Origin of the sequence: Croceibacterium aestuarii (genome assembly GCF_030657335.1) — a bacterium.
GTDB lineage: Bacteria > Pseudomonadota > Alphaproteobacteria > Sphingomonadales > Sphingomonadaceae > Croceibacterium_B > Croceibacterium_B aestuarii.
In genome coordinates, this window is sequence record NZ_CP131039.1 from 335573 (window position 1) to 360959 (window position 25387).

Annotated in this window: 26 protein-coding genes and 1 tRNA gene; 17 read left to right on the forward strand and 10 right to left on the reverse strand. The window is 66.9% G+C overall.

Features of this window, described 5'->3' with window-relative positions:
• The first annotated feature begins 11 nt into the window (after positions 1-11).
• The 4 genes from mobA to fdhD are packed head-to-tail and all read left to right on the forward strand — an operon-like array spanning position 12 to position 4467.
• Positions 12-542: a molybdenum cofactor guanylyltransferase gene (gene mobA / locus Q7I88_RS01500; protein ID WP_305097276.1), complete on the forward strand. Its 531-nt coding sequence runs from the start codon at positions 12-14 to the stop codon at positions 540-542.
• The gene (fdhF, locus tag Q7I88_RS01505) at positions 532-3381 is read left to right on the forward strand and encodes a formate dehydrogenase subunit alpha (protein ID WP_305097277.1); all 2850 of its coding nucleotides are present in this window, start codon (positions 532-534) and stop codon (positions 3379-3381) included. The genes mobA and fdhF overlap by 11 nt, the downstream gene beginning before the upstream one ends.
• Positions 3378-3659: a formate dehydrogenase subunit delta gene (locus tag Q7I88_RS01510; protein ID WP_305097278.1), complete on the forward strand. Its 282-nt coding sequence runs from the start codon at positions 3378-3380 to the stop codon at positions 3657-3659. Before fdhF ends, Q7I88_RS01510 begins: the two co-directional genes overlap by 4 nt.
• A gap of 34 nt (positions 3660-3693) precedes the next feature.
• Positions 3694-4467, forward strand: a complete 774-nt coding sequence (gene fdhD, locus Q7I88_RS01515) for a formate dehydrogenase accessory sulfurtransferase FdhD (protein ID WP_305097279.1) — start codon at positions 3694-3696, stop codon at positions 4465-4467.
• A 62-nt stretch (positions 4468-4529) separates the two neighbouring features.
• Here fdhD and Q7I88_RS01520 read toward each other — a convergent pair whose 3' ends face one another.
• The 3 genes from Q7I88_RS01520 to metX form a co-directional block, all read right to left on the reverse strand.
• A complete protein-coding gene (locus Q7I88_RS01520) occupies positions 4530-4742 on the reverse strand; it encodes a hypothetical protein (RefSeq protein ID WP_305097280.1) in 213 nt (70 codons plus the stop codon).
• A gap of 274 nt (positions 4743-5016) precedes the next feature.
• The gene (metW, locus tag Q7I88_RS01525; protein ID WP_305097281.1) at positions 5017-5604 is read right to left on the reverse strand and encodes a methionine biosynthesis protein MetW; all 588 of its coding nucleotides are present in this window, start codon (positions 5602-5604) and stop codon (positions 5017-5019) included.
• Entirely contained in the window at positions 5601-6707 is a 1107-nt protein-coding gene (metX, locus tag Q7I88_RS01530; RefSeq protein ID WP_305098640.1) for a homoserine O-acetyltransferase MetX, read from the reverse strand. The genes metW and metX overlap by 4 nt, the downstream gene beginning before the upstream one ends.
• 86 nt (positions 6708-6793) lie before the next feature.
• On the opposite strand from metX, the gene hisC reads away from it, so the two are divergent.
• Positions 6794-7879, forward strand: a complete 1086-nt coding sequence (hisC, locus tag Q7I88_RS01535) for a histidinol-phosphate transaminase (protein ID WP_439648353.1) — start codon at positions 6794-6796, stop codon at positions 7877-7879.
• A complete protein-coding gene (locus Q7I88_RS01540; protein WP_305097283.1) occupies positions 7876-8787 on the forward strand; it encodes a prephenate/arogenate dehydrogenase family protein in 912 nt (303 codons plus the stop codon). The genes hisC and Q7I88_RS01540 overlap by 4 nt, the downstream gene beginning before the upstream one ends.
• Here Q7I88_RS01540 and Q7I88_RS01545 read toward each other — a convergent pair.
• Genes Q7I88_RS01545 through ftsE form a run of 4 tightly spaced genes read right to left on the reverse strand, consistent with a single transcriptional unit; the run spans position 8784 to position 11627 of the window.
• Positions 8784-9467 carry a lysophospholipid acyltransferase family protein gene (locus Q7I88_RS01545; RefSeq protein WP_305097284.1) on the reverse strand — a complete coding sequence of 228 codons (684 nt, stop codon included), beginning with the start codon at positions 9465-9467 and terminating at the stop codon, positions 8784-8786. The genes Q7I88_RS01540 and Q7I88_RS01545 overlap by 4 nt on opposite strands.
• A complete protein-coding gene (locus Q7I88_RS01550) occupies positions 9464-9988 on the reverse strand; it encodes a YdcF family protein (protein ID WP_305097285.1) in 525 nt (174 codons plus the stop codon). The genes Q7I88_RS01545 and Q7I88_RS01550 overlap by 4 nt, the downstream gene beginning before the upstream one ends.
• Complete coding sequence (locus tag Q7I88_RS01555; RefSeq protein WP_305097286.1) at positions 9985-10908, reverse strand: cell division protein FtsX; 924 nt, start codon at positions 10906-10908, stop codon at positions 9985-9987. The genes Q7I88_RS01550 and Q7I88_RS01555 overlap by 4 nt, the downstream gene beginning before the upstream one ends.
• Positions 10908-11627, reverse strand: coding sequence for a cell division ATP-binding protein FtsE (gene ftsE, locus Q7I88_RS01560; protein ID WP_305097287.1), 720 nt, complete (start codon positions 11625-11627; stop codon positions 10908-10910). Before ftsE ends, Q7I88_RS01555 begins: the two co-directional genes overlap by 1 nt.
• A 161-nt stretch (positions 11628-11788) precedes the next feature.
• On the opposite strand from ftsE, the gene Q7I88_RS01565 reads away from it, so the two are divergent.
• A complete protein-coding gene (locus Q7I88_RS01565) occupies positions 11789-12586 on the forward strand; it encodes a zinc-ribbon domain-containing protein (RefSeq protein WP_305097288.1) in 798 nt (265 codons plus the stop codon).
• 10 nt (positions 12587-12596) lie between these two features.
• Here Q7I88_RS01565 and Q7I88_RS01570 read toward each other — a convergent pair whose 3' ends face one another.
• Complete coding sequence (locus tag Q7I88_RS01570; RefSeq protein ID WP_305097289.1) at positions 12597-12827, reverse strand: hypothetical protein; 231 nt, start codon at positions 12825-12827, stop codon at positions 12597-12599.
• 178 nt (positions 12828-13005) lie between these two features.
• Here Q7I88_RS01570 and Q7I88_RS01575 point away from each other — a divergent pair.
• Positions 13006-13092: transfer RNA gene (locus Q7I88_RS01575), tRNA-Leu, on the forward strand.
• A 301-nt stretch (positions 13093-13393) separates the two neighbouring features.
• Positions 13394-14539 (forward strand): alpha-hydroxy acid oxidase, encoded by a 1146-nt coding sequence (locus Q7I88_RS01580; protein WP_305097290.1) that lies wholly within the window; start codon positions 13394-13396, stop codon positions 14537-14539.
• On the opposite strand, the gene Q7I88_RS01585 is transcribed toward Q7I88_RS01580, so the two are convergent.
• Positions 14536-14913 carry a sensory rhodopsin transducer gene (locus tag Q7I88_RS01585; RefSeq protein WP_305097291.1) on the reverse strand — a complete coding sequence of 126 codons (378 nt, stop codon included), beginning with the start codon at positions 14911-14913 and terminating at the stop codon, positions 14536-14538. The two genes, Q7I88_RS01580 and Q7I88_RS01585, sit on opposite strands and share 4 nt — an antisense overlap.
• 111 nt (positions 14914-15024) lie before the next feature.
• Between Q7I88_RS01585 and Q7I88_RS01590 the strand changes: the two genes are divergently transcribed.
• From Q7I88_RS01590 to Q7I88_RS01630, 8 genes are all read left to right on the forward strand, one after another.
• A complete protein-coding gene (locus tag Q7I88_RS01590) occupies positions 15025-16809 on the forward strand; it encodes a thiamine pyrophosphate-requiring protein (protein WP_305097292.1) in 1785 nt (594 codons plus the stop codon).
• A gap of 56 nt (positions 16810-16865) precedes the next feature.
• Positions 16866-17627, forward strand: a complete 762-nt coding sequence (locus Q7I88_RS01595; RefSeq protein ID WP_305097293.1) for a hypothetical protein — start codon at positions 16866-16868, stop codon at positions 17625-17627.
• Positions 17620-18249, forward strand: coding sequence for a gluconate 2-dehydrogenase subunit 3 family protein (locus Q7I88_RS01600; protein WP_305097294.1), 630 nt, complete (start codon positions 17620-17622; stop codon positions 18247-18249). The genes Q7I88_RS01595 and Q7I88_RS01600 overlap by 8 nt, the downstream gene beginning before the upstream one ends.
• A gap of 375 nt (positions 18250-18624) precedes the next feature.
• Entirely contained in the window at positions 18625-19881 is a 1257-nt protein-coding gene (locus Q7I88_RS16520; RefSeq protein WP_369426091.1) for a GMC oxidoreductase, read from the forward strand.
• Between the two features lie 6 nt (positions 19882-19887).
• Entirely contained in the window at positions 19888-20901 is a 1014-nt protein-coding gene (locus Q7I88_RS01615; RefSeq protein ID WP_305097295.1) for an SDR family oxidoreductase, read from the forward strand.
• Positions 20898-22691 carry a glycoside hydrolase family 15 protein gene (locus Q7I88_RS01620; RefSeq protein WP_305097296.1) on the forward strand — a complete coding sequence of 598 codons (1794 nt, stop codon included), beginning with the start codon at positions 20898-20900 and terminating at the stop codon, positions 22689-22691. Before Q7I88_RS01615 ends, Q7I88_RS01620 begins: the two co-directional genes overlap by 4 nt.
• Before the next feature lie 41 nt (positions 22692-22732).
• Entirely contained in the window at positions 22733-23131 is a 399-nt protein-coding gene (locus Q7I88_RS01625) for a c-type cytochrome (protein WP_305097297.1), read from the forward strand.
• Entirely contained in the window at positions 23128-23760 is a 633-nt protein-coding gene (locus Q7I88_RS01630) for a c-type cytochrome (protein WP_305097298.1), read from the forward strand. Before Q7I88_RS01625 ends, Q7I88_RS01630 begins: the two co-directional genes overlap by 4 nt.
• A 187-nt stretch (positions 23761-23947) precedes the next feature.
• Here Q7I88_RS01630 and Q7I88_RS01635 read toward each other — a convergent pair whose 3' ends face one another.
• Complete coding sequence (locus tag Q7I88_RS01635) at positions 23948-25378, reverse strand: efflux transporter outer membrane subunit (RefSeq protein WP_305097299.1); 1431 nt, start codon at positions 25376-25378, stop codon at positions 23948-23950.
• Positions 25379-25387 lie beyond the last annotated feature (9 nt).

The window sequence follows — 25387 nt, forward strand, 5'->3', positions numbered from 1 at the left end:
GGCTCTTCGAAATGATTTTGGGCGTAGTCCTCGCAGGCGGCAAGTCGACCCGGTTCGGCAGCGACAAGGCGCTCGCCGAGCTCGGCGGGCGAACGCTCCTGGCGCGCGCGGTCGACGGACTCTCGGGCTTCTGCGAGCTGGTGGTGATCGCCGGGCGCGACCACGGTCCGGCGCGCTGCATTCCCGATTGGCCGCACGCCGGCGAAGGGCCGCTTGCGGGCATTGCCGCCGGTCTCCATCTTGCCCAGGACGAAGACTACGCGACGGTGCTGACCTGCGGCGTCGACAGCGCACAGCTGCCCGACGACCTGCTCGACCTACTCAGTCCGCCTCCGGCTTATCTCGCCGACCAGCCGGTCGTCGGCCACTGGCCGACCAGCGCGGCGAAGGACATCGAAGCGATCCTCGAAGGCACCGGACGGCATTCGATGCTGGCCTTCGCGGACAAAATCAACGCGCGCCCCGTGAAAAGCGCGCAGGAACCTGCTAATATCAACACACCGGCGGATTTGGCCGCTGCGGAGAAGACCCATGGGATATGAACGCCAGAAGGATTTCGGTACCCCGGAATCGAACGCGACCGAAGCGGTCACGCTGACGATCGACGGGCGCACGGTCACCGTTCCGGCCGGCACCAGCGTCATGCGCGCGGCTGCCGAGATCGGCGGCGAGATCCCCAAGCTCTGCGCGACCGACAACATGAAATCGTTCGGTTCGTGCCGCTTGTGCCTTGTCGAGATCGACGGCGCGCGCGGCACCCCGGCCTCGTGCACCACTCCGGTGGGTGAGGGCATGGTGGTCCACACCCAGACCCCTCGGCTTGAGAAGCTGCGCCGCGGCGTGATGGAGCTGTACATCTCCGACCACCCGCTCGACTGTCTGACCTGCTCGGCCAACAACGATTGCGAGTTGCAGGACCAGGCCGCCGCGGTCGGCTTGCGCGACGTGCGCTACGGCTACGAAGGCGATAACCACCTCGACCAGCCGACCGACCATTCGAACCCCTACTTCGACTTCGATCCTTCCAAGTGCATCGTCTGCAGCCGCTGCGTGCGCGCCTGCGACGAGGTCCAGGGCACCTTCGCGCTGACCATCGACGGGCGCGGCTTCGCCTCGATGGTTTCGGCCGGGCAGGACGACGATGACTTCCTTTCCAGCGAATGCGTCAGCTGCGGCGCCTGCGTGCAGGCTTGCCCCACCGCCACGCTGCAGGAGAAGAGCGTCAAGGCGATTGGCATGCCCGAGCGCGCTGTGGTCACGACCTGCGCCTATTGCGGCGTGGGTTGTACCTTCCGCGCGGAGATGCGCGGCGAGCAGCTGGTCCGCATGGTCCCCTACAAGGACGGCAAGGCCAACCGGGGCCACTCCTGCGTCAAAGGCCGCTTCGCTTACGGCTATGCCAACCACAAGGACCGCATCACTTCGCCGATGATCCGCGAGTCGATCGACCAGCCATGGCGCGAAGTGAGCTGGGACGAGGCGATCGCCCACACCGCCGGCCGGCTGCGCGAACTGCGCGAATCGCACGGTCCGCGCGCACTCGGCGGGATCACCTCAAGCCGCTGCACCAACGAGGAGACCTTCCTCGTCCAGAAGCTGGTCCGCGGCGTGTTCGGCGCCAACAACGTCGATACCTGCGCCCGCGTGTGCCATTCGCCGACGGGTTACGGCCTCAAGACCACTTTCGGCACCAGCGCAGGCACGCAGGACTTCGATTCGGTGATGGACTCGGACGTCATCCTGGTCATCGGCGCCAATCCGACCGACGCCCACCCGGTGTTCGCCAGCCGCATGAAGCGACGGCTGCGCCAGGGCGCCAAGCTGATCGTGATCGACCCGCGGCGGATCGACCTGGTCAAGTCGCCGCACATCGAGGCCGCCCACCACCTGCCGCTGCAGCCGGGCACCAACGTCGCCGTTCTCACCAGCATGGCCCACGTGATCGTCACCGAAGGCCTGGCCAACGAGGAGTTCATCCGCGAACGCTGCGACTGGGACGAATACGAGGACTGGGCGCGGTTCGTCTCCGACGAGCGCCACAGTCCCGAAGTGCTCGAGGCCGTCACCCGCGTCCCGGCCGAAGAGCTGCGCCAGGCGGCCCGGCTCTATGCCACCGGCGGCAACGGCGCGATCTACTACGGCCTCGGCGTGACTGAGCACAGCCAGGGCTCCTCCACCGTGATGGCGATCGCCAACCTGTCGATGGTGACCGGCAACATCGGCCGTCCCGGGGTCGGCGTGAACCCGCTACGTGGACAGAACAACGTGCAGGGCGCCTGCGACATGGGCAGCTTCCCGCACGAATTGCCGGGCTATCGCCACATCCACGACGAGGTGACGCGCGGCCTGTTCGAAAAGGACTGGGGCGTCACGCTCGACAGCGAGCCGGGCCTCAGGATCAACAACATGCTCGACGCCGCCGTCGACGGCAGCTTCAAGGCGATCTACATCCAAGGCGAGGACATCCTGCAGTCCGACCCCAACACCCAGCACGTCGCCGCCGGGCTCGAGGCGATGGATCTGGTCATCGTCCATGACCTGTTCCTCAACGAAACCGCCAATTACGCCCACGTCTTCCTGCCGGGCAGCACCTTCCTCGAAAAGGACGGCACCTTCACCAACGCCGAACGCCGCATCCAGCCGGTGCGCAAGGTGATGGAACCAGCCAACGGCTATGGCGACTGGGAAGTGACCCAGCTGCTCGCCAATGCCCTCGGCGCGGGATGGACTTATACCCATCCAAGCCAGATCATCGACGAGATCGCCCGGCTGACGCCGAGCTTCGCCGGCCTGAGGTGGGACGACCTGCTGGTGCGCGGCAGCGTGCAGTGGCCGATCAACGAAGCCCACCCCGACGGCAGCCCGGTGATGCACGTCGACGGTTTCGTACGCGGCAAGGGCAAATTTGTGGTCACCGACTACGTGCCGACCGACGAGAAGACGGGACCGCGCTTCCCGCTGCTCCTGACCACCGGCCGCATCCTCACGCAATACAACGTCGGCGCGCAGACGCGGCGCACCGGGAACGTCGTCTGGCATCCCGAAGACGTGCTCGAAATGCACCCCACCGACGCCGAGAACCGCGGGCTCAAGACCGGCGACTGGGCGCGGCTGGCGAGCCGCAAGGGCGAGACCACGCTCAAGGTGCTGGTCACCGACCGCGTGGCGCCCGGGGTGGTCTACACCACCTTCCACCATCCCGAGACCCAGGCCAACGTCGTCACCACGGACTTCTCCGACTGGGCGACCAATTGCCCCGAGTACAAGGTCACCGCGGTGCAAGTCATGCCCTCGAACGGGCCGAGCGAGTGGCAGGAGGAGTATACCGAGCTCGCCGAGCGTTCGCGCCGGATCGATCCGGCGATGGAGCCGGCCGAATGAGTTCGACCATCGAGACGCTGCGGCGGATGGCCGGCGACATCGCGCGCAATTTCGAGGCCATCGGCCACGAGAACGCGGTGCTGGCGACGGCCGATCATATCAACCAGTTCTGGGACCCGCGGATGAAGGCGGCGATCTTCGCCGACGATCACAGCAAGCTGATCCCGATCGCCCGCGAGGCGATCGAACACCTGCAGGAGGGCGGCGATCCGCCGCCGCAGACCAAAGCGACCGAGTTCAACGCCGCCTTTGAAAGCGGCCATTCCGATGCAGGGTAGGTGTGCGGCGCGGAACCGGTGACACGTGGAGCGAATGTCCAAGGTAACCGAGGTTGGCTCAGACGGCACCCGGCGTTCGCTCGTCCGGGAGTGGGTGCCCGAAGTCCCGGTCGCGCTCGAATTTAACGGTCTCAGCTATGCCGTGATGATGGCCACCCCGGCCGATCTCGAAGATTTCGCCCGCGGCTTCGCGCTGACCGAGGGCCTGGCGAAAATCCCCGCCGACATAACCGACATTGCCGTGGCAGAGACCGATCTCGGCTGGATCGTGCGCGCGCAGCTCGCGGGGCTGGGGGTCGACAAGCTGACCGAACGGGTTCGCACCCGCGTTGCGGAATCGAGCTGCGGCCTATGCGGCATCGAGAACCTCGAAGCGGTGAACCAGCCGCTGCCGCCGGTGCCCGCCCACGCAGCGCTCGCGCCTGAGGCAATCTTCGCCGCGCTGGCAAAACTGCGCGACCTCCAACCCTTGACGGGCCGCACAGGCGCAGCGCATGCCGCCGCTTTCTGCAGCCTCGACGGCACGATCATGGCGGTGCGCGAGGATGTCGGCCGGCACAACGCGATGGACAAGCTGGTCGGCGCGCTCGCCGCGGCGAGTGCGAATCCGGCGCACGGCTTCATTCTCTCGACCGCGCGCTGTTCCTATGAAATCGTCGAAAAGGCGGTGCGCGCCGGCGCAGCGCGACTGGTCACGGTCTCACTGCCGACCTCGATGGCGGTGGAGCGGGCCAAGGCGGCGGGTCTTGGCCTGTGGTGTCTGGCACGCGGTGACAGCGTCTTGCAGGTCAGCACGCCCGAAGTGTGAGCGCCGCGCAGACGAAAAGGGCCGCCCCAAGGGCGGCCCTCCGTGAAATTGTTCCGAGCCTACTACGGGCTGGTCGGGCTGTCGTTGTTGTCGTCGAAGATCAGGATGCCGGCGACGATTGCAGCCGCGACGATCGCACCGATCAGGATCATGTTGCTGCCCTGGAGCTGCTCGGACTTGCTGGCCGGCGAGCCCTCGCGAGCATCGGCGGCCTGCGCCATGACCGGCGCGACGATCAGCCCGAAGGCGGCAGTGGTGGCAAGAAGCTTCTTCATCGACCCATTCCCCTTAACAGAATTGCCCTAATCGCTTGTTTCCTAGCAGAATGTGCCAACAAGTCTTGCCTGATGAATCACGCTTCATCGCATAATTCACACATTTCATCGCGAAATCGGGCTATCTATGCTGCACCGCACTATTGCCCAAACCCGCGATGATGTTCGATGCCACGGCCTTGCCGAGAAGTACCGCGCGGTTTCGCTCTCCTCACTGCACGTCTGCTCGGAGGTTCTTGTGAGAACGCCGCGGATTTCAAAACCGCATGTCGTGTCACCGGCTCAGCAGGTAGACCGCATGCTCGGCGCGCCAGTTGGCGCCTCGGTCGCCAATCTCGCGGCCGCCCGAGAAGAACCAATTGGACTCGACGGTAACACCCTTCGTTCGTAGCAAGTCGCGAAAGTCCTCGACCGTCACGTGATGGATGTTCTGCGTCTCGTACCAGCTGACGGGCAGATGCCGTGTCACCGGCATGCGCCCGTTTGTGAGGAGCGAGAGGCGCATGCGCCAGTAGGCGAAGTTCGGGAAGCTGACGAAGGCCTGTCGCCCGACGCGCAGCAGCTGGTCGAGCATCTGGTCGGGGCGCGCCGCCGTTTGCAGCGTCTGGCTGAGGATGGCGACGTCGAACGCCCCGTCGGGATAATCGGCGAGATCGCGGTCCGCGTCGCCCTGGATGACGGAAAGGCCGCGCGCGACGGCGCGCTCGACGAGCCCGGGATCGATCTCGAGCCCGCGGGCGTCGACGTGGCGGCTTTCGCGCAGAACTGCCATCAATTCCCCGTCGCCGCAGCCGACGTCGAGGACCCGCGCGCCCTCCGGCACGTTCTCCGCGATCTTGGCGAGATCGGGACGCAGGCTCATCCCAGGAAGCCTTTCACGACACGGTCGAGCGCAGGGCTTTCGAGCAGGAAGCTGTCGTGACCGTAGGGCGCGGAGAGCTCGACGAAGCTGACCGGCGCGGCGACCGCGTTGAGCGCGTGGACCACGTGGCGCGATTCGGCGGTCGGGTAGAGCCAGTCGGTGTCGAAGCTGACGAGACAGAAACGCATGTCGCCGACATTGGCGAAGGCGTCCGCCAGCCGTCCGCCGTGCTCCTCGGCGAGATCGAAGTAGTCCATCGCCCGGGTAATGTAGAGGTAGGCGTTGGCGTCGAACCGGTCGGTGAACGCGATACCTTGATAGCGCAGGTAGCTCTCGACCTGGAAATCGGCGTCGAAGCCGAAGCTCTTGGCCTCGCGGTCCTGCAGGCGGCGGCCGAACTTCTCGGTCAGCCCCTCCTCGGAAAGGTAGGTGATGTGCGCCGCCATCCGCGCCACCGAGAGGCCCTTTTCCGGCCCCTTGCCATGCGCATAATAATCGCCGCCGTGCCACTCGGGATCGGCCATCACCGCCTGGCGGCCCACCTCATGGAAAGCGATGTTCTGCGCCGAATGGCGTGCAGTCGTGGCGATCGCCAGCACCCGGGCGGTGCGGCCGGGAAAGTTGGCGGCAAAGCTCAGCGCCTGCATCCCGCCCATCGACCCGCCGACCACCGCATGCAGTCGCTCGATGCCGAGCGCGTCGAGGAGTGCGATCTGCGCGCGGACCATGTCGCGGATGGTGATGACCGGGAAGCGCATGGCATAGGGGGCTCCGTCCGGCCCGGCGCTGGCGGGGCCAGTCGAGCCCATGCAGCCGCCGACGACGTTGACGCAGATCACGTGATAGCGGGCCGAATCGAGGGGCTTTCCGGGGCCGACCATGCGGTCCCACCACCCGGGTTTGCCCGTGATGGGGTGAGTGCTGGCCACGTATTGATCGCCGGTCAGCGCATGGAAGACGAGAATGGCGTTGGTCTTCCCCGCGTTGAGCTCGCCGTAAGTTTCGTAGGCGAGCCGCACGCCGGCCAGTTGCTGACCGCTGTCGAGCGGCAGGGCCTGATCGAGCACGATGCTCTTTCCATCGAGGGCGACAGCGCTGGTCACGTGCGGCGATTGGGGGTTCACGCAAGTGCTGTCAATTGCCGCCCGCACCGGCTATGCGCCCCGCGGTTATGAGCGAGCGGCCTGCGATGAAGCCCCAGATGAAGGAATGGATAGCGGGCATCCATGCTTACGTGCCCGGCCGAAGCGCGGCGGCCGACGGTACGCCGCTGGTCAAGCTCTCCGCCAATGAAAACCCGCTCGGGACCAGCCCGCAGGCGCTCGCCGCCCGCGCCGAGGCCGCGGGTCCCGCGGCCTACCCCGACCCGGACAGCACCGCGCTGCGCGCCGCGCTGGGCGCGCTGCACGGCATCGATCCCGCGCGGATCGTCTGCGGCACCGGCTCCGACGAGTTGCTTAACCTCACCGCACAGGCCTTCGCCGGGCTCGGCGACGAGGTCCTGTTTCCGCGCTATTCCTTCGCCGTCTACGACATCGCCGCACGGCGCTGCGGAGCGACGCCCGTCGAGGCGGAAGACAGCGATTTCACCGCCGACGTCGATACACTGCTCGCTGCGGTGAGTGAGCGGACTCGGGTGGTCTATCTCGCCAACCCCAACAATCCGACCGGCTCGTTCCTGCCGCGCGCCGAGGTCGAGCGCCTCCATGCCGGCTTGCCCGCAAATGTCTTGCTGGTGATCGACCAGGCCTACGCCGAGTACGTCGGACCCGGCGACGAGGACGGGGGGCTGGCGCTGGCGGCCGCGCACGACAACGTACTGGTGACGCGCACCTTCTCGAAGATTTACGGCCTCGCCGGCGAACGAATCGGCTGGGCCACCGGCGCGCCCGGCCTGATCGACGCGCTGAACCGCATCCGCGGACCCTTCAACGTGACCGAGAGCGGGCAGAAAGCTGCCCTCGCCGCGCTCGCCGATCAGGATTTCGTGACGGCCAGCCGCGAGCACAACCGCGCGGTGCGCCGGGCTTTCGTCGCGGCCATCGAGGCGCTCGGCAACCACGGCCTGCGCCCCCTGCCGAGCGAAGGCAATTTCGTGCTCGTGCTGTTCACGGGCGAAGTTTCGGCGGAGGCGGCGCTGACCGCGATTGCGCAGGCCGGATACGCAGTCCGCCACTTGCCGGGACAGGGCCTGCCGCAGGGATTGCGCATAACGATCGGCACCGCCGAGCAGATGGATGCGGTGGCCGCTGCGCTGCGGGAATTGTGCCGGTGAGCTTCGAGCGCGTCGCCATCATCGGTCTCGGCCTTCTCGGCGGTTCTGTCGGGCTGGCCGTGCAGGAACACCTTCCGGGCGTCGTCACGAGCGGCTTCGACGCGGATCCCGCCGTGCGCCGACGCGCCGCCGAGCGCGGGCTCACCGCAAAGGTGTGCGAAAGCCCGCAGGAAGCGGTCGCGGCTGCCGATCTCGTCATTCTTTGCGTTCCGGTCGGCGCGATGGCTGAGGTGGCGCGCGAGATTGCCCCCGCCCTGTCACCCGGCGCACTTGTCAGCGACGTCGGTTCGACCAAGCAATCGATCGCCGCCGCACTCGGCGAGGCGCTGCCAAACCATGCGGTCATCCCGGCCCATCCGGTCGCAGGGACCGAGCACTCCGGGCCAGACGCCGGCTTTGCCAGCCTCTTCCGCCACCGGTGGTGCATCCTGACGCCACCGGCCGACGCCGACCCGGTGCAGCTCGACGCGCTAGCCGCCTTCTGGCGCGCGCTGGGCGCGACTGTGGAGATCATGGACGCGGCGCACCACGACCTGGTGCTCGCGGTGACCAGCCACATCCCCCACCTCATTGCCTACACCATCGTCGGAACAGCCAGCGATCTCGAGGACGTCACGCAGGGGGAAGTTATCAAGTACTCCGCGGGCGGCTTCCGCGACTTCACCCGCATCGCCGCGAGCGACCCGACCATGTGGCGCGACGTGTTCCTCAACAATCGCGAGGCCGTGCTCGAGATGCTTGGCCGATTCACCGAAGATCTGACCGCGCTGCAGCGCGCGATCCGCAGCGGCGACGGCGAGATGCTGTTCGACCGCTTCACCAAGACCCGCGCCATCCGCCGCTCGATCATCGAGCAGGGCCAGGACGACGCACGACCGGACTTTGGCCGCAAGCACGACGCCGACTAGTCGTTCAAGGCATTGATCGCCTGGTGCACCCTCGCCTCGATCTCCTCGCGTGGCAGGCCGGCCGGGATCGCTTTCATGAAGCGCACGGTTATCGTGCCCCGCCGCTTCCAGAGCCGGTGATAGGTCGGCCCCGAATCGATCGCTACCGGCACGACCGGTAGCCCAAGCAGCTTGTACAGCCCCGCAAAGCCCGAGCGCAGCGGCGGGCGGGTTCCGTGTGGGACCCGCGTGCCTTCGGGAAGGATGCAGAACGGGCGGCCGCTGCCGACGAACTTGCGGGCGTCGGACAGCATCTTGCGCAGCCCCTTTGCCCCCGAATCGCGGTAGACCGGCACCGAGCCATAGGCGAGCGCGGCGCGGCCCCAGCCGGGTATACGGTAGAGCTCTTCCTTGCCGAACGGCACCGGCATGTCGAACAGCGTGCCGAGATCGATAGCCTCGAAGAAGCTCTCGTGCTTGAGCGCGTAAATCGCTTGCTCGGCGATCGGCTCACCTTCGACCCGCACCTCGATCCGCAGCACGTGGACCACGCACCAGCGGTGGAAGCGCGACCAGGCGTTGGGCCAGGCGCGGAAATGCTCCCCCGGCACAAGAGCCTTGCTGAGCAGCGTAGCGATCACGAACAAGGGGGAGGCCCCATAGAACAGCAGATAAAAGGCAAGACTGCGGAGGACGTTCACAGGTTGCCCAGCCAACTCGCCAGCAGCTTGAGATATTCGAGAAATAGGATGCGGAGCGAGGGTTCGCTCGGCACGGCGTCTTCGACCACCCGGACCTTCGGCGGCAGGACCTGTTCAAGCTCGTTGGCGCTGCGCCGCATGTGCCAGTCGCTGGTGACGAGGCGCAGCGAGCGGTACTGGCCGTCGCGTATCCATTGCGCCGTTTCGCGCGCGTTGCCGCGGGTGTCGAGCGCGGAGAACCCGAGCACGACGCAGCAAGCCATTTCCTCAGGACTGAGGCGGTATTCGGCGGCGAATTCGGCCGGTGTAACTCCTTCGAACACCCCCGAGACGAGCAGCTTCTGCGCGGCGCCCGCGCGAAGCAGTTCGACGCCGCGATCGATCCGCCCGACACCGCCGGTCGGCACGATAATCACGTCGGTTCGGTCCTTGACCGGTGCGGGTTGCGGCAGCGTGGCTGCGAACCACGCAAAGCCGAGCAACCAGACGGCCAGCACGAACCCGGCGAAGCGCAAGATCACAGCATCCTCCGCAAGGCGGCGAGAACCGTAAACCGGGCCGTCAGCACCGCGAGGACAATGCCGGCGACGGGAATGGCGCCGATCAGCACCCAATCGACCATCTTGAGCCCGCCCCCACCGACCATGCCCGAATCGAGCGCTGCAAACTGCCGTCCCAGCACGAACAGTGCAGCCACGCCGAGCGCGAGACCCACCACTCCGCCAACAGTGGCATCGGCGGCAATCGAGCGCTGGAAGAGGCGAGCGATCTGGCGGTCGGTCCCGCCGAGCAAGTGGACGATCTCGATGGTGTCGCGGTTCGAGCCGAGCGCACTGCGCGCGGCCAGCCAGACCGCCGCGGCGCTGGTCAAGGCAAGCAGAACGACGAGCCCGATGGCAAGCCATTGCAGCGAGGCAATGGCCTGGAACACGGGGGCGAGCCAGCCGGCCTGGGCGTCGACGCGCGCCGAAGGCACCGACGCCGACAAGGTGTCGCGCAATTCGGCCAGCCGCCGCGGCGTAATCGGTCCCTGCAGCCGGGCATCGATCAGCGCAGGGGTCGGAATGGCCTCGTCGCCCTGTCCGGCGAAGTCGCCAAGCCACGGCTCGAGCAACTCCGCAAGTTCCTCGTCGGGGACGCGCCGTACGCTGGCGATATCCTCACGGTTGGACAGGATCGCCACCGCGACCTCGGCCTGACGATTGCGTTCGGCCGGTGCCGCCTCGACCACTTGCACGGTCAGGCCGCCGGCGATCTGGGAGCGGGCATGCGAGGCGATGTTGCTCAACGCCAGCCCCCCGGCCGCGGCGATTACGGTCAATGCGATCATGATCGCGATGACCCACGGCATCGGCCCGGCGAGGCGGGTCTGCTGCAAGATACCCGAGCGCTCGGCGCCGAAGCGCGGCTGATTGCGCCGCAGGAGTCCGGGAATCGCCATCAGCCTGCCTGCCGCCGCGGCGGATAGCGCAACGCGCCGGTCGGATCGTGCAGTCGCCCCTTGTCGAGCCGCATGATAAGCGAATCGGGCACCTTCTTGAGCAGGTGCACGTCGTGAGTGGCGACAACCACCGTGGTTCCGAGCCGGTTGAGCGCTTCGAACAGCCGCAGCAGCTTGAGGGCCATTTCCGGATCCACGTTGCCGGTCGGCTCGTCGGCGACGAGGATCTCGGGTCGGGCAATTACCGCGCGGGCGATCGCCACACGTTGCTGCTCGCCGCCCGAGAGCGTGGCCGGACGCGCATCGGAGCGGTGCGAGAGCCCGACCCATTCGAGCATGTCGGCGACCGGCTTCTCGATATCGCTCTCGGCGACGCCCGATACGCGCAGCGGCAGCGCGACGTTGTCGAATGCGGAGAGGTGGTCGACCAGGCGGAAATCCTGGAACACGGTCCCGATACGGCGGCGTAGCGCCGGCAGCCGCTCACGCCGGAGCGTTATGACGTCGGTGCCGAACATACGGATCATCCCGCGCGAAGGGCGCTGGGCGAGGTAAAGCAGCCTGAGCAGCGAAGTCTTGCCCGCGCCGCTGGCCCCGGTGAGAAAGTAGAAGCTGCCGGGATAGAGCGTGAACGACACGTCGCTGAGCACTTCACGGTCGGTTCCATAGCGCAGCCCGACATTGTCGAACTGCACAATGTCGCCCTCCGCCGAAGTCATCGGCGGAAATCCGGCTCGGCTTTGACCAGGATGGCGGAAAAGGGCGGCATGCGCGCGGGCTATAGCTTCCTATCAGTGTGGAAAAAAGCCACGGTGGGACGCATGTTCACGGTCGCACATCTTGTTGCCATGTATCGCGGGGCGCTAGGCTGGCCCGCAACATGATAATCGCCTGCCCCGCCTGCTCGACCCGGTACGTTGTGCCCGACAGCGCCATAGGCGTCGACGGACGAACGGTGCGCTGCGCCAAATGCCGGCATTCGTGGTTCCAGGAAGGCGCGCCCGCGGGGCCAGCGGCCGAACCGGCCCAGGAGAGACAGCGCGCTCGTGCACCGCAACCGCCCGTAGCACCGCCTCAACCACCGGCCCCCGCCCCTGTCGCGCCGAGCAGGGCCGAGCCGGAGCCCGAACCCGAACCCGAGCCGCCCACCACGGCATTCGACGAGCCTCTGCCGCCGCCCGTCCGCAGCGCACCGCCCCCACGCGAAGAGGAGCCCTCGCAGTTCGAGCACCAGCCGCCGTTCCGCAAGCGCCGCAACTGGCTCAGGGTGTGGACTTACGCCGGTGCCGTCTTTGCGCTCGTCGCCGCCGGCTTGATTGTCGCGGTGAGCTATTTCGGGCTGCCCGACTGGGTGCCGGTCAACCGCCCGACGTTCGCGATGGGCCAGCGCGACCTGCAGCTCGACTTTCCCGCCGATCAGCAGGAACGACGGCAACTGCCCAATGGTACCGAGTTCTTCGGCGCCAGCGGAACGATCACCAACATCGGCAGCACGGCGCACGATGTCCCGCCCATCCTCATCGTCCTGCGCGACGGACGCGACCGGATCGTCTATTCCTGGGAAGTCTATCCGCCGAAGCGCACGCTGGCGCCGGGCGAGACGATGTCGGTAAACGAGGCCGTGACCGACGTGCCGCGCGCCGCCAAGGTTGCCGAAATCGGCTGGAAACCGCAGTAGCGCGGCGCGCCTATTCGAATTCGAAGGTGACCCTGGCGCCGCTCTTGCGCACCTGGCTTCGCGGCGCGTCGGGGGAATTGCCGCTGGTCAGCTTGCCGTCCTGCACCACGGCCGGGCGCACAATCCGGGCGGACACCTCGGCGCCGACCACTTGCGCGCCCTCACCATGCACCTCTTCGCGCGCCGCGGGCGCGGTCTGCGTTGCGACGACGGCAAGAACGAGGGCGGGGGCGAAACTCATGGGCAAGATGTTGCCGCGCCGTTCACCACGTGTGCAAGGGGACCGTTAGGAGCGTTCCGCGGTGAAACGACGGGGCGTGCATTTCCTAGTACCGAGCCGCTTGCAGGGGGGTGACCCCTTTGCTAAGGGCGCGCACCTACCCCGGAGGAGCCGGTGTTAACGGCTCCTTTTTTCACGTGCGGTCGTGGCGGAACTGGTAGACGCGCAACGTTGAGGTCGTTGTGGGCGAAAGCCCGTGGAAGTTCGAGTCTTCTCGACCGCACCACTCAGTCCGAGAGGACTTCGAAAACCGGAAGCCAGCGCCCGAAAAAATGGCGCAGGTCCGCGGCCTTTCGGCCCAGCCATTTCCCCTCCAGCCGAACACTCGCTCATCCCCCGCGGCGGCCGCCGCTCACGGAAACGATTTTCGGAAGATTTCCGCGCTCGGGGCGCGGAACGATCTCGGTGCCGCACGGATTATCATTTGCGATGATTGCCGTGATGTTTCCGTGAAACCGCGGGCGAGTGCAGCGCAGTTCGAAGGCACCCCGCGCCGGCGCTATTATACCGGCCGAAGCCTCTCGCGCGTGCAGACCGTCGAAGACCTTCGCGCCAGGGCGCATCGGCTCATGCCGCGCTTCGTGCTCGAGTATCTCGAGGCGGGCAGCGGCGAGGAAGCCACCCTGGCGCGCGAGCGGGAGGCCTTTGCCGAATGGCGGGTGATCCCTCATACCCTGGTCGATGAATCGACGCGCGATGTCTCCGCTCCGATCCTCGGCAGCAAGGCGCCGCTGCCGCTGGCCATCGCGCCGACCGGGCTCAACGGCATCTTCATGCACCACGCCGACCTCGCCCTGGCGCGAGCGGCCGCGGCCTCCGGCGTTCCTTTTATCCAGAGCACGATGTCGAACGACCGGATGGAGCAGGTCGCCGCGATCGACGGGCTGCGGCACTGGTGGCAGCTCTACGTCTTCGGCGGCGAGGAGGTCTGGCAGGAGCTGGTCGACCGCGCCGAACGGGCAGGATGCGAAGCCCTGGTGCTGACCACCAATGCGCAGATTTTCGGCCAGCGCGACTGGGACAAGCGCGACCGCGCACCGAGCGGCTTTCCCGATGCAGCCGACCTGCTCAATGCCGCCACCCACCCGCGCTGGGCCGTGACGACCCTCACCGGCGGCTTGCCCGAATTTGCCAACGTGATCGACTTCGTGCCGAAGGACCGCCGCTCGTTCTTCGATTCGGCCAACTGGATTCGCCATCAAATGCCCAAGACTCTGTCATGGCGCGATGTGGCGCGGATTCGCGATCGATGGACGCGGCCGTTCTTCGTCAAAGGCATTCTCAATCCGGACGACGTGCAGCAGGCGCTCGACTGCGGAGTCGACGGGGTCATGCTCGGAGCCCACGGTGGGCGGCAGGCCGACTGGTCGGTCTCTGCGCTCGACGTCTTGCCGCGCGCCCGCGAGATCGTCGGCGATCGGATCGAACTCTACATCTCGGGCGGCATTCGCAGGGGGAGCGATATCCTCAAGGCCTGCGCGCTCGGCGCCGATGCCGTCCTCGCCGGGAGAGCCCCGCTCTATGGCCTGTGCGCGCATGGTGAGGACGGCGTCCGCAAGGCGATCGAGCTGCTCCGGTCGGAGATGCTGAACGAGCTCGGCCAGTACGGCGTGCCCGGCCTCGACAAACTCTCGCGCTACCTGCTCGTGCGGACCGAGAACCTGCCGCTCTAGTCGGCGGCGAAGGCCATTGTCGTCATCAGCGAAATTTCCGCGGCCCGGCTGTCGAGCCGCGTGTGCTGGACGACGATCGGGCGGTCGCTCTCGATCACGCTCGCATAGCTCGTGCCGCGCGGAACCCGCTCGGGATGGTCCAGGTCGTTGAAGCGCAGGTGCCGGGTGCGCCGGGCTTCGACCGACAGGCGGTATGGCCCGGCCGGTTCGCGGTCGGTGAAGAAGATGGTGATCTCGACCTCGGCATCCTCGTCTCCCGTGTTGAGGATGCAGGCGGCCTCGTGGCTGATCAATGTCTCGTCGGCGCCGGCCATGCTGCCGTCGGGAATGTAGCCTTCGGCGATGACCCAGCGCTTTCGGCCGATCGAATCCATGGTTCCTCACCTCTCAAGTCAGCGCTTCGTCCTGTGCTTTTTTCGGAACGCCGGCGGGCCCGCTCCGTTTCCGAATCGACGCCAAAACGCATCGAGCCAAGGAGAGTCGCCATGTCGCAGACCGTTTCCCATTTCGTCTGGGAGCGTCTTCACGAGTGGGGCGTGCGGCGCATTTTCGGTTTCCCCGGCGACGGCATCAACGGGCTCGTCGGCGCGCTCGACGAGATGAAGGACAAGTTCGACTTCGTGCAAGTCCGGCACGAGGAAATGGCCGCCTTCATGGCCAGCGCCCACGCCAAGTTCACCGGCGAGCTCGGCGTCTGCCTCGCCACCTCGGGTCCCGGCGCCTCGCACCTGCTCACCGGCCTCTACGACGCACGGATGGATCACATGCCGGTGCTGGCCATCGTCGGCCAGCAGGCGCGCACCGCGATCGGCGCGCATTACCAGCAGGAACTCGACATGACCTCGATGTTCAAGGACGTCGCCGGCGCGTTCACCGGCTATGCCATGGTGCCTGCGCAGGTCCGTCACCTGGTCGACCGCGCGGTACGCATCGCCAAGGGGCGCAACCGGGTCACCGCGCTGGTCTTCCCCAACGACCTGCAGGAAAAGAAGTACACCGAGCCGCCGCGCAAGCACGGCGCCGTGTTCTCGGGCATCGGCTACTCGCGCCCGCAGATCGCGCCCGCCCCGGCCGACCTCGAGCGTGCGGCCGAAGTCCTCAATGCCGGCGGGAAGGTCGCGATGCTGGTCGGCGCCGGCTGCAAGGGCGCCACCGATCAGGTCATCGCCATAGCCGATAAGCTGGGCGCCGGCGCGGCCAAGGCGCTGCTCGGCAAGGACGTCCTGTCCGACGACCTGCCGTGGGTCACCGGCTCGATCGGCCTGCTCGGCACCAAGCCGAGCTGGGACCTGATGAAGGAATGCGACACCCTGCTCACGCTCGGCTCGGGATTCCCCTATTCGGAATTCCTGCCCGAGGAAGGCCAGGCGCGCGGAGTGCAGGTCGATATCGAGCCCGAGATGCTCTCGATCCGCTTCCCACACGACGTCAATCTGCAGGGCGACGTAGCGCTGACCATCGAAGCGCTGCTGCCGCTGCTGGAGCAGAAGACCGACACCGGCTGGCGCGACGACATCCGCGGCTGGAAGGAAGACTGGGAGGAGACGCTGCGCGACCGCGCGATGGTTTCCGCCGACCCGGTCAATCCGCAGCGCATCTTCACCGAGCTTTCGCCGCGCCTGCCGGAACGGGCGATCATCACCAGCGACAGCGGGTCGGCGGCCAACTGGTACGCCCGCGACCTCAAGTTCCGTAGCGGCATGATGGGTTCGCTTTCGGGCGGGCTAGCCTCGATGGGCGCCGGCGTGCCGTACGCCATCGCCGCCAAGTTCGGCTATCCCGACCGTCCGGTGATCGCGCTGGTCGGCGACGGGGCCATGCAGATGAACGGCATGGCCGAGCTGATCACGGTCAAGAAATACCACGACAAATGGCCGAACCAGACCTTCGTCGTCTGCGTGCTCAACAACCAGGATCTCAACCAGGTGACTTGGGAACAGCGGGTGATGGAAGGCAATCCCAAGTCGGCGACGACCCAGCGCGTGCCCGATATCCCCTATCACAAGTTCGCGGAGCTGATCGGCTTCGAAGGCATCTTCGTCGACGATCCCGAGCAGCTCGGCGCCGCGTGGGAGCGGGCGCTTTCGAGCGGCAGGCCGACCCTGATCGAGGTCAAGTGCGATCCAGAGGTTCCGCCGCTGCCGCCGCATATCAAGTTCGCCCAGGCTAAGGCTTTCATGACCGCTGCGGTGCAGGGCGACCCAAACGAAGAAAGCATGATCATGGGCAGCGTCAAGCAGGTGTTGAGCTCGGTAATGGCAGACGATTGATGCCCGCGGCCGCGACACGGAGCGCGGCCCGGCTCGTCGCTGGAGGGGCTGCGGCGGTGGCCGGGTCGGTGCTGGCGGACTCCGCGATGGAGCACTACCGCGGATCGTTCGACAACCGCGCCATGCTGCTTCCGATCGCCTCTTCGGCGCTGGCGATCGCTGCCGACAGCCGGCTGGCGTCGGGCCGAGTTACCGGCGCTTCGCCGCTCACTGCCTCGATTCACGCTGCGAGTATTGCGGTGGGCGCAGCCGGGCTCGGCTTCCACACCTACAACGTGACCCGCAAGGCCGGCGGGATAAGCTGGAACAACCTGTTCTACCGTGCTCCGATCGGCGCTCCCGCAGCGCTGGTCACTTCCGGCATGCTGGGTGTTGCCGCACAGGCGTTGGGGAGCGGGGCAAGCTATCTCGGCCCCCTGCCCTTGCTCTCGGGGCGCGCGCTGGCCGGCTTTACCGCGTTGGGCCTGGCCGGTGCATCGGCCGAGGCGGCGCTGCTGCATTTTCGCGGCGCCTATCACGATTCCTTCATGTGGCTGCCGGTGACGCTCCCGCCGCTCTCGGCCGCCGCTCTGGCGCGCGCAGCGATGACCGGGCGGGCCGGGTGGATCACGACCGCGACTCTCGCCGCGACGGCCGCGGTCGGCCTGTTCGGCATGGCGTTTCATGCCTACGGCGTATCGCGCAACATGGGCGGCTGGAAGAACTGGCGGCAAAACATCCTCGCCGGGCCGCCCCTCCCCGCTCCGCCTTCCTTCACCGGCCTGGCCATCGCCGGGCTCGGCGCGCTCATGCTGATCCGCAGGTTCGCCCGTGGCTGACCCGTTCCCCGGCTACGACGTCCTCGACAAGCGCGGCAGCTTGAGCTGGAACGAACCGACCCGCGCGGCGATCGACCACCGGATGAGGCTCGAAGTACCTGGCGGGGTACTAAGTGAAAGGCAGCTTGCAACCCTGCACCTCGTCGCGGCGCGCGTGTGCCCCGATCCCGAAGGCCGGGCGCCGACCACCACGCTGGCGATGGTGGTGGAGAAGATCGCACAGGATGCCAGCGACGGTTTCCGTCACCACACCCTGCCGCGCACCGCAGAATGCTGGCGACGCGGACTCGACGCCATCGAGGCCGAGGCGCAGGCCCGCTACGGCGCGAACTTCGCTAGCCTCGATGCAGCGCAAGCGGACGCAGTCCTGCGTGAGATCGAAAGCGGCAATGTGCGGGCCCGCGAGTGGGATTCCCTGCCCCCGCAGACGTTCTGGAACTGGCGACTGCTCCACGATCTCGTCTCGGCGCACTGGGCGCAGCCGTCGCTATGGAGCGCTATGGGTTTCGGGGGTCCTGCCTCGCCGCGCGGTTATGTCCGCACGTCCGCCAACCGGCGCGATCCGTGGGAGGCGATCGAACGGGGCGAAGACACCAGAGGACTGCCGCGGCATCGTGAATGACGACCCCCAGCAGACGCCCCGCGCAGTGCGAGGCCGCGCGCCCGATGTCTTCACGCCGGGCGGATGGGTACCGATGCGCGAATACGGCGAGAGCGAGGTCGATTTCGTCATCGTCGGGACCGGCGCGGGCGGCGGCACGCTGGCCTGCAAGCTGGCCGAAGCCGGATTCTCGGTCATCGCCATGGACGCCGGGCCATACTGGCGGCCGCTGGAGGATTTCGCCTCCGACGAAGCGCATCAGGAAAAGCTCTACTGGACCGACGAACGGATCGTCGACGGCGCGGACCCGCTCACGATGGGCTCGAACAATTCGGGCAAGTCGGTGGGTGGATCGACCGTGCATTTTGCGATGGTCTCGCTGCGCTTCCGGCCCGAATGGTTCAAGGCGCGCAGCAAGCTGGGCTACGGCGTCGACTGGCCGCTCGATTGGCGCGAAATGTGGACTTATTATCGCGAGGTCGAGCAGGCGCTGTGCATCGCGGGCCCGCTGACCTACCCGTGGGGCCCGAAGCGGCCGCGTTATCCCTACCGCGCGCACAAGCTCAACGCCCCCGCGCGCTATCTCGCGCAAGGGGCGGAAGCTCTGGGGATAGAGTGGACCGAAACGCCGATTGCCACTCTTTCGGCCCCGCGCGGACAAGCCACCCTTGCGTCTATCGCGGCTTCTGCGTGGCGGGCTGCTCGACCAACGCGAAGCAATCGGTGCTCGTCACCTGGCTCCCGCGCGCCCTGGCGGCGGGCGCGGAAATACGCGACCTGGCAATGGTCGGACGGATCGAGACACGAAACGGCCGCGCCACCGGCGTGCATTTTCGCCGCGAGGGCGAATGGCACTTCCAGAAGGCGAGGAACGTCGTGGTGGCGGGCTATGCGATCGAGACGCCGCGCCTGCTGCTGAACTCCGCCAACGACGAGTTCCCCGACGGCCTGGCCAACTCCTCGGGAATGGTGGGCAGGAACCTCATGGTGCAGCTCAACCAGGCCGCGTGGGGACGCCTCGAAGACGAGGTGCGCTCCTACAAGGGGCCGCCGAGCCTGGCGATCTCCGAGCATTGGAACTACGCCGATAGCGGCAAGGATTATCACGGTGGCTGGTGCTATATGAGCCAGGGCCCGCTGCCGATAAGCTGGGCCAACACCCTGTCGCGCTGCCGCGGATTGTGGGGGCAGGCGCTGCTCGACGAGATGAACCGCGCCAACCATTCGGTCGGCCTCAAGATGGTCGGCGAGGTGCTTCCCTACCCGCACAACCGCGTCACCCTCACGGACGAGACCGATCAATACGGGCTGCCGGTACCGCGCGTCACGTACTCGCTCGGCGACAACGAGAAGGCGATGATTCGGCACGCCGTCGATTTCATGGACCGTTCGCTCGAGGCGGTCGGCGCGACCGAGCGCTGGCAGGAGATGGACGACACCTGTCACCTCAACGGCACCGCGCGCATGGGCGACGATCCGGCCACCAGCGTGGTCGATGCCGACTGCCGCAGCTGGGACGTGCCCAACCTGTGGCTCTGCGACGGTTCGGTCTTTCCCACCGTGGGCGGCGTCAACCCGTCGCTGACCATCCAGGCGATTGCCTGCCGCACAGGTGACCGGATTGCGGAACTAGCCCGCCGGGGTGAGCTTTAACTGGATATGAGACAGAACCTTGCCAATCCGCCCGTTGTAGTCGTCACCGGCGCCTCGGCCGGCGTCGGCCGCGCCGTGGTCCGCCGGTTCGCGCGCGACGGAGCGAAAATCGCCCTGATCGCCCGCGGCATCGACGGTCTTCAAGCCGCGAAGCGCGAAGTCGAGGCCGCTGGCGGCGAAGCGTTGGTCTGCCCGTGCGACGTGGCCGAATACGAAGCGGTTGCGGCCGCTGCCGAACGGATCGAGCAGGAACTCGGGCCAATCGATATCTGGGTCAACGCGGCCTTCGCCGGCGTTCTCGGCCCGTTCGCTGAAATGGCCATGGAGGATTACGAGCGCGTCACGCGCGTGACCTATCTCGGCCAGGTGCACGGGAGCCGGGCCGCGCTCGACCGCATGCTGCCGCGCGACCGCGGCTCGATCGTGCTGGTGGGCAGCGCGCTCGCCTACCGCGGGATACCGCTGCAATCGGCCTATTGCGGTGCAAAGCACGCGATCCAGGGGTTCCAGGACTCGCTGCGCTGCGAATTGCTTCACGCGAAGTCCAACGTCCATGTCAGCATGGTCCAGCTGCCCGGCGTCAACACTCCGCAGTTCGACTGGATCAAGTCGCTGATGCCGATGAAGCCCAAGCCGGCGAGCCCGCCGTACCAGCCCGAGATTCCCGCCGAAGCGATTCACTACGCCGCGCACCACAAACGCAAGGAGATCAAGCTCGGCTGGGCGACGCTGCAGGCGATCTGGGGCGATCGGCTCGCCTCGCCGCTGCTCGACCGGTACCTGGCGCGAACCGGGTATTCCGGACAGCAGGACACCGAACCGGTGGCGCCCGACCGCGAGAACAATCTCTACCGGCCGGTACCCGGCGATCGCGGCGCACACGGCCGCTTCGATCGCAAGGCGCGCAGCCGCAGCTCGCAACTTTGGTTGACGACGCACCGCGCGCAGACCGCGCTGGCGGCAGGACTCGCGCTCGCCGCCGGTGGAATAGCGTGGATGGCCAAGCGCGCCCGCGCATGAGCGACAAGCGCATCGAAGACTATGCACTGATCGGCGACGGAGAGACCGCCGCGCTCGTCCATCGCAATGGCACGATAGATTGGCTGTGCCTGCCGCGATTCGATTCGGAAGCCTGCTTCGCCGCGCTGCTGGGCGACGACGAAAACGGTTGCTGGCACTTGCGGTTCGAAGGCGAAACCGGCCGCAGCCGCAGCTACCGCGACGGCAGCTTGATCCTTGAAACCGAAATCACCTGTTCGCAGGGCAAGGCTCGCCAGATCGACTTTATGCCCATGCGCGCGCAAGTCCCGCGCATCGTGCGCATTGTCGAGTGCCTCGAAGGCGAGGTGTCGGTGCGCAATGAGATGCGGCTGCGCTTCGACTACGGGCGGATCCATCCGCTCGTCCGCGGCGCGGGCGACGGGTGCGTCATGGCGATCAGCGGACCCAACGCCGTCAGTCTCGAATTCGACGTACCGATCGAGTTCGCCGACCGCCGCTTTGCCAGCGCGCAGCGTCTCGGCGCCGGGGAGAGGGCCTGCTACGCCTTGACCTGGTTCCCGAGTCACGAAGAGACTCCTGCGCGGATCGACCCGTCCGAGGAACTCGGGAGCACCGAAACCTTCTGGCGCGAGTGGTCTGGTAACATTACGCGAGATGGCCGCTACAGCGCGATGATCGCCCGGTCGCTGATTACCTTGAAGGCGCTGATGTTCACGCCCACCGGGGGAATGGTCGCGGCGCCGACCGCATCGCTTCCCGAACAGCCTGGCGGCGAGCGCAACTGGGATTACCGGTTCTGCTGGCTGCGCGATGCAACCTTCACTCTGCTTGCACTGACCCGTTGGGGCCTCGATGACGAAGCGCGCGACTGGATCAAGTGGCTGCGCCGGACAGTAGGCGGTGAACCCATCGACCTGCAGCCATTCTACCTGGTCGACGGAGAGCGACGCGCGATCGAGTGGCAGGCCGGCTGGCTGCACGGCTTCAACGGCGCGCAGCCCGTGCGGTTCGGCAATCGCGCCGAGGATCAGCTCCAGCTCGACATCTATGGCGAGGTCATCGATTCGCTCTACCAGGCCAGCAAGGAGGGAGTCGGCGACGACGACGATTCCGACCAACTGATTCGCCTGCTCGCTTCGCGCCTCGAGGAAGTATGGCAAAAACCCGACGCCGGTATTTGGGAAAGCAGGGGCGAGCCGCGTCACCATACCTATTCCAAGGTCATGTGCTGGGTCGCTTTCGATCGCGCGTCGGCATGGCTGGAACAGCGCGACACCGCGCTTTCGGCGCACTACCGCGACCTGGCTCGGACGGTCCATGCGCAGGTGCTGGACGAGGGCGTGGATGAGGAGCGCGGGTGCTTCGTGATCGCGTATGGCGATACCGCCGTCGACGCCTCCGCCCTGCGCATTCCCTTGGTCGGGTTCCTGCCGGCAGACGACCTGCGGGTCCGTGCCACCGTCGCGGCGATCGAGACCGACTTATGTCGCAATGGGCTGTTCGCCCGCTACGATACCGCAGCGACCGAAGACGGCGTCGAGGGCTCGGAGGGCGCTTTTGTCGCGGTCTCGTTCTGGTTGGCCGAAGTCTACCACATGCAGGGCCGAATCGACGACGCACGCACCCTCTTCGAGCGCGTGCTGGGCCGCGCCAACGATCTCGGCTTGCTCGCCGAGCAGCTGGAGTTTGGCGGCGACCGTCAGCTCGGCAATTTTCCGCAGGGCTTGTCGCACATTGCTCTACTGGCCGCGGCCGATCGAATGCAGCGCGGGCGAGGCGGGGCCCGCGAACCGGCGCAATCGAAATGAAGCGCGCGGAACTTCAGGGCCTTCAATCCGGTTCGGATATCATGGATCCCGCCGAGCGCAACCTGTCGCACCGTCGCCCACTCTTGGCGGCCATCTGCGCGCTGGGCGCCTGCGCGTGGCTTGGCGCTTGCGCACCGCATGATGGCGATGCGCCCGCCTTGGGCAATCCGGAGGCCGGCGCGCTGGTCATCAGCCGCAAGGCTTGCGGATCGTGTCACACCATTCCCGGCATTACCGGGGCGGATGGGCAAGTCGGTCCGTCGCTCGCCGGTTTGGGCGAACGGCACATCATCGCCGGCACGCTGCCCAATTCGCGCCCGAACCTCGAGTATTACCTGCTGCATCCACAGGAAGTCGTGAAGGGCAACTACATGCCCGACCAGGGTCTAACGGCGCGTCAGGCACGCGATGCGGCCGCTTACTTGCTGGAGCTGCGATGAGACGGATTCGGCAGCTGATTCGCGAACACAAATTGCTGGCCGGGCTGGCAGGAGGCGTTGCGCTCTCGGGCGCCGTGGCCGCTTTGCTAGGGGTGTTCGTCCTGTCCGGCCGATACAACACGGCGGCGAGCAGCCCGCACGCCAAACTGGTCGCCTGGGCGGTCCACACCACCATGGTCAATTCGGTCAAGCGGCGAGCCCCCGAAATGCGGCGTACGCCGCCTCTTTCGAAGGCTCGGCTCCTTTCCGGCGCGACTGAATACGAAGAGCACTGCGTCGAGTGCCACGGCGGCCCGGGCGTGGCGCGCGCGCACTGGGTTAGCGCCATGTTACCGACCCCGCCGTACCTGCTCGATGCGGGAAGCCGCTGGACCCACGGCGAGCTCTACGAAATCGTCAACCACGGCGTGAAGATGACAGCCATGCCGGCGTGGGGAGAGGTCATGTCCCCCCAAGAGGTCGAAGACGTCGTCACATTCGTGGAGCTTTTGCCCAAGATAAGTCCCTCGGAATACGGCCTTCTGCGCAAAGCCGCCCAGATGTCGATCGCTAGAAAGGATTCGACCGATAGTGAAGCCGCGCCTTCCGGCGAGGCGGTGGTCTCCGAACAACTTGGTGAACCCGGTTAAATATCGCAGCAAGGCACCCGCGATATTCAGGAATGGCAGGCCTCAGCCTGCAGCCACGTTCCCGGAGAGAGCGCCTATTGGCCCCCCTCCACGAAGATGCGGAGGAGCAATACGAAAGAAGCCAGGAAGAAGCCCGAGAGGGCTGCGCGAAACGCGTCGGCGTGCTCCTTCCACCACGGCGAGCGATTCATGTCCGCGGCCTCCCGTTATCGGCCGCCCAGCCCCCGCCGAGCGCACGAAACACCCCGATCTGGTAGCGCGATACTTGCGCGTCTTGCTCGGCAAGCTGAGCGCGCGTCTCGGCGAGAGTGCGTTCCGCGTCGAGAACCTGAAGCGAGTCGACCGTGCCCTCGCGTCGCTGAGCACGCAGGATCGCGGCTGCGCGTTCGGCAGCCGCTTGAGCGTCCTGCAAAGTGCGCCGCCGATCGAGCGAACGGGCATATCTCGTCAGCGCGACCTCTGTTTCCTTCAGCGCCTGCAGAACGGCTCCGTCGAAGGCCGCGAGCGATTGCTCGGCGTCGGCATTGGCGGCTTCGATGCGCGCCCTCGTCGCTTCCTGATTTGGGAACACCCAGTCGATCAACGATCCGACGAGGTAGCTTAGCGAACCGCCCGTCAGCAGATCCCCGAGGCTCGTCGCACTCGACCCTGCATTCCCGCCCAGCGTGATGCGGGGATAGAGATCGGCGGTGGCCACGCCGATCCGCGCCGTGTCGGCCGCCAGTCGCCGCTCGGCCGCGCGCACGTCCGGCCGTCTGGCGAGGAGCGACGCCCCGTCTCCGACCGGCAAGGGCGCGGCGATCTCCAAGATCAGTGCCCGGCTTCCCGCGATAGGCGGCAAGTCCGCCGGGGCGCGGCCGGTCAGCGTTGCGAGCGCGAAAAGCGCAGCGCGCCGCTCGGCTTCGAGCGCCGGAATTTCGGCCGCCCGCTGCTCGCGCAGCGTCTCGATCCGGGCGACGGCCAGTCCGTCCTCCAGGCCCGCATCGTGCCGTCGATTCGTCAGGTGCAGCGTCTCGTCGAGCAGACCGACTATCGATTTGGCGACCGCGATCCGCGCGGCCGCGCTCGCCGCGTCGGCATAGGCCCGCGTGGTATCGGCAACGACCACGACGCGAACCGCATCGGCTTCGGCCTGGGCAACCTCGAGGTCGGCCCGGCTGGCCTCGATGCCGCGCGATATCCGGCCGAACGCATCGACCTCGTACGACACGTCGAGGCCGAGATCGAAGTTCGCGCTTTCGCGGTCGGCACCGGGCATGAGCTGGCTGTCGGGCGTGCGCGCATACGAGCCCCCGGCCGAGAGCGACGACTGCGGCAGGCGCTCCGCCCCGGCGCCGCGCAAGACGGCCCTCGCCCGCGCAATCCGCGCCTTCGCCTGGCGAACGTCGGTGTTTGCCGCCAGTGCGTCGGATACGAGCCCGTCAAGGACCGGATCGTTGTAGAGGTGCCACCAACCAGTGGGCAGCTCGGTGGGGCGAACCGCTGCCGGGTCGAGCGAAAGAAAGGGGCCGGTCGCCGCAGAGGATTGGGGGGTGGGTGCGACGTAGTCCGGCCCCACCGCGCACCCGGCAAGGGCGAGCGCGGATAGCGAGACGAATGCGAATGCAGGATGGCGCATGGACGATGC

Excerpts from the sequence above, each read along its gene's own strand:
- Q7I88_RS01565 (WP_305097288.1), top strand. The coding sequence starts at position 11,789 with ATGATAATCGCCTGCCCCGCCTGCTCGACCCGGTACGTTGTGCCCGAC.
- hisC (WP_439648353.1), top strand. The coding sequence starts at position 6,794 with ATGAAGCCCCAGATGAAGGAATGGATAGCGGGCATCCATGCTTACGTG.
- Q7I88_RS01570 (WP_305097289.1), bottom strand. The coding sequence starts at position 12,827 with ATGAGTTTCGCCCCCGCCCTCGTTCTTGCCGTCGTCGCAACGCAGACC.
- Q7I88_RS01590 (WP_305097292.1), top strand. The coding sequence starts at position 15,025 with ATGTCGCAGACCGTTTCCCATTTCGTCTGGGAGCGTCTTCACGAGTGG.
- Q7I88_RS01625 (WP_305097297.1), top strand. The coding sequence starts at position 22,733 with ATGGATCCCGCCGAGCGCAACCTGTCGCACCGTCGCCCACTCTTGGCG.
- Q7I88_RS01555 (WP_305097286.1), bottom strand. The coding sequence starts at position 10,908 with ATGGCGATTCCCGGACTCCTGCGGCGCAATCAGCCGCGCTTCGGCGCC.
- Q7I88_RS01520 (WP_305097280.1), bottom strand. The coding sequence starts at position 4,742 with ATGAAGAAGCTTCTTGCCACCACTGCCGCCTTCGGGCTGATCGTCGCG.
- Q7I88_RS01510 (WP_305097278.1), top strand. The coding sequence starts at position 3,378 with ATGAGTTCGACCATCGAGACGCTGCGGCGGATGGCCGGCGACATCGCG.
- Q7I88_RS01630 (WP_305097298.1), top strand. The coding sequence starts at position 23,128 with ATGAGACGGATTCGGCAGCTGATTCGCGAACACAAATTGCTGGCCGGG.
- Q7I88_RS16520 (WP_369426091.1), top strand. The coding sequence starts at position 18,625 with ATGGTTCAAGGCGCGCAGCAAGCTGGGCTACGGCGTCGACTGGCCGCT.
- fdhD (WP_305097279.1), top strand. The coding sequence starts at position 3,694 with ATGTCCAAGGTAACCGAGGTTGGCTCAGACGGCACCCGGCGTTCGCTC.
- ftsE (WP_305097287.1), bottom strand. The coding sequence starts at position 11,627 with ATGACTTCGGCGGAGGGCGACATTGTGCAGTTCGACAATGTCGGGCTG.
- mobA (WP_305097276.1), top strand. The coding sequence starts at position 12 with ATGATTTTGGGCGTAGTCCTCGCAGGCGGCAAGTCGACCCGGTTCGGC.
- metW (WP_305097281.1), bottom strand. The coding sequence starts at position 5,604 with ATGAGCCTGCGTCCCGATCTCGCCAAGATCGCGGAGAACGTGCCGGAG.
- Q7I88_RS01620 (WP_305097296.1), top strand. The coding sequence starts at position 20,898 with ATGAGCGACAAGCGCATCGAAGACTATGCACTGATCGGCGACGGAGAG.
- Q7I88_RS01615 (WP_305097295.1), top strand. The coding sequence starts at position 19,888 with ATGAGACAGAACCTTGCCAATCCGCCCGTTGTAGTCGTCACCGGCGCC.
- Q7I88_RS01585 (WP_305097291.1), bottom strand. The coding sequence starts at position 14,913 with ATGGATTCGATCGGCCGAAAGCGCTGGGTCATCGCCGAAGGCTACATT.
- fdhF (WP_305097277.1), top strand. The coding sequence starts at position 532 with ATGGGATATGAACGCCAGAAGGATTTCGGTACCCCGGAATCGAACGCG.
- Q7I88_RS01635 (WP_305097299.1), bottom strand. The coding sequence starts at position 25,378 with ATGCGCCATCCTGCATTCGCATTCGTCTCGCTATCCGCGCTCGCCCTT.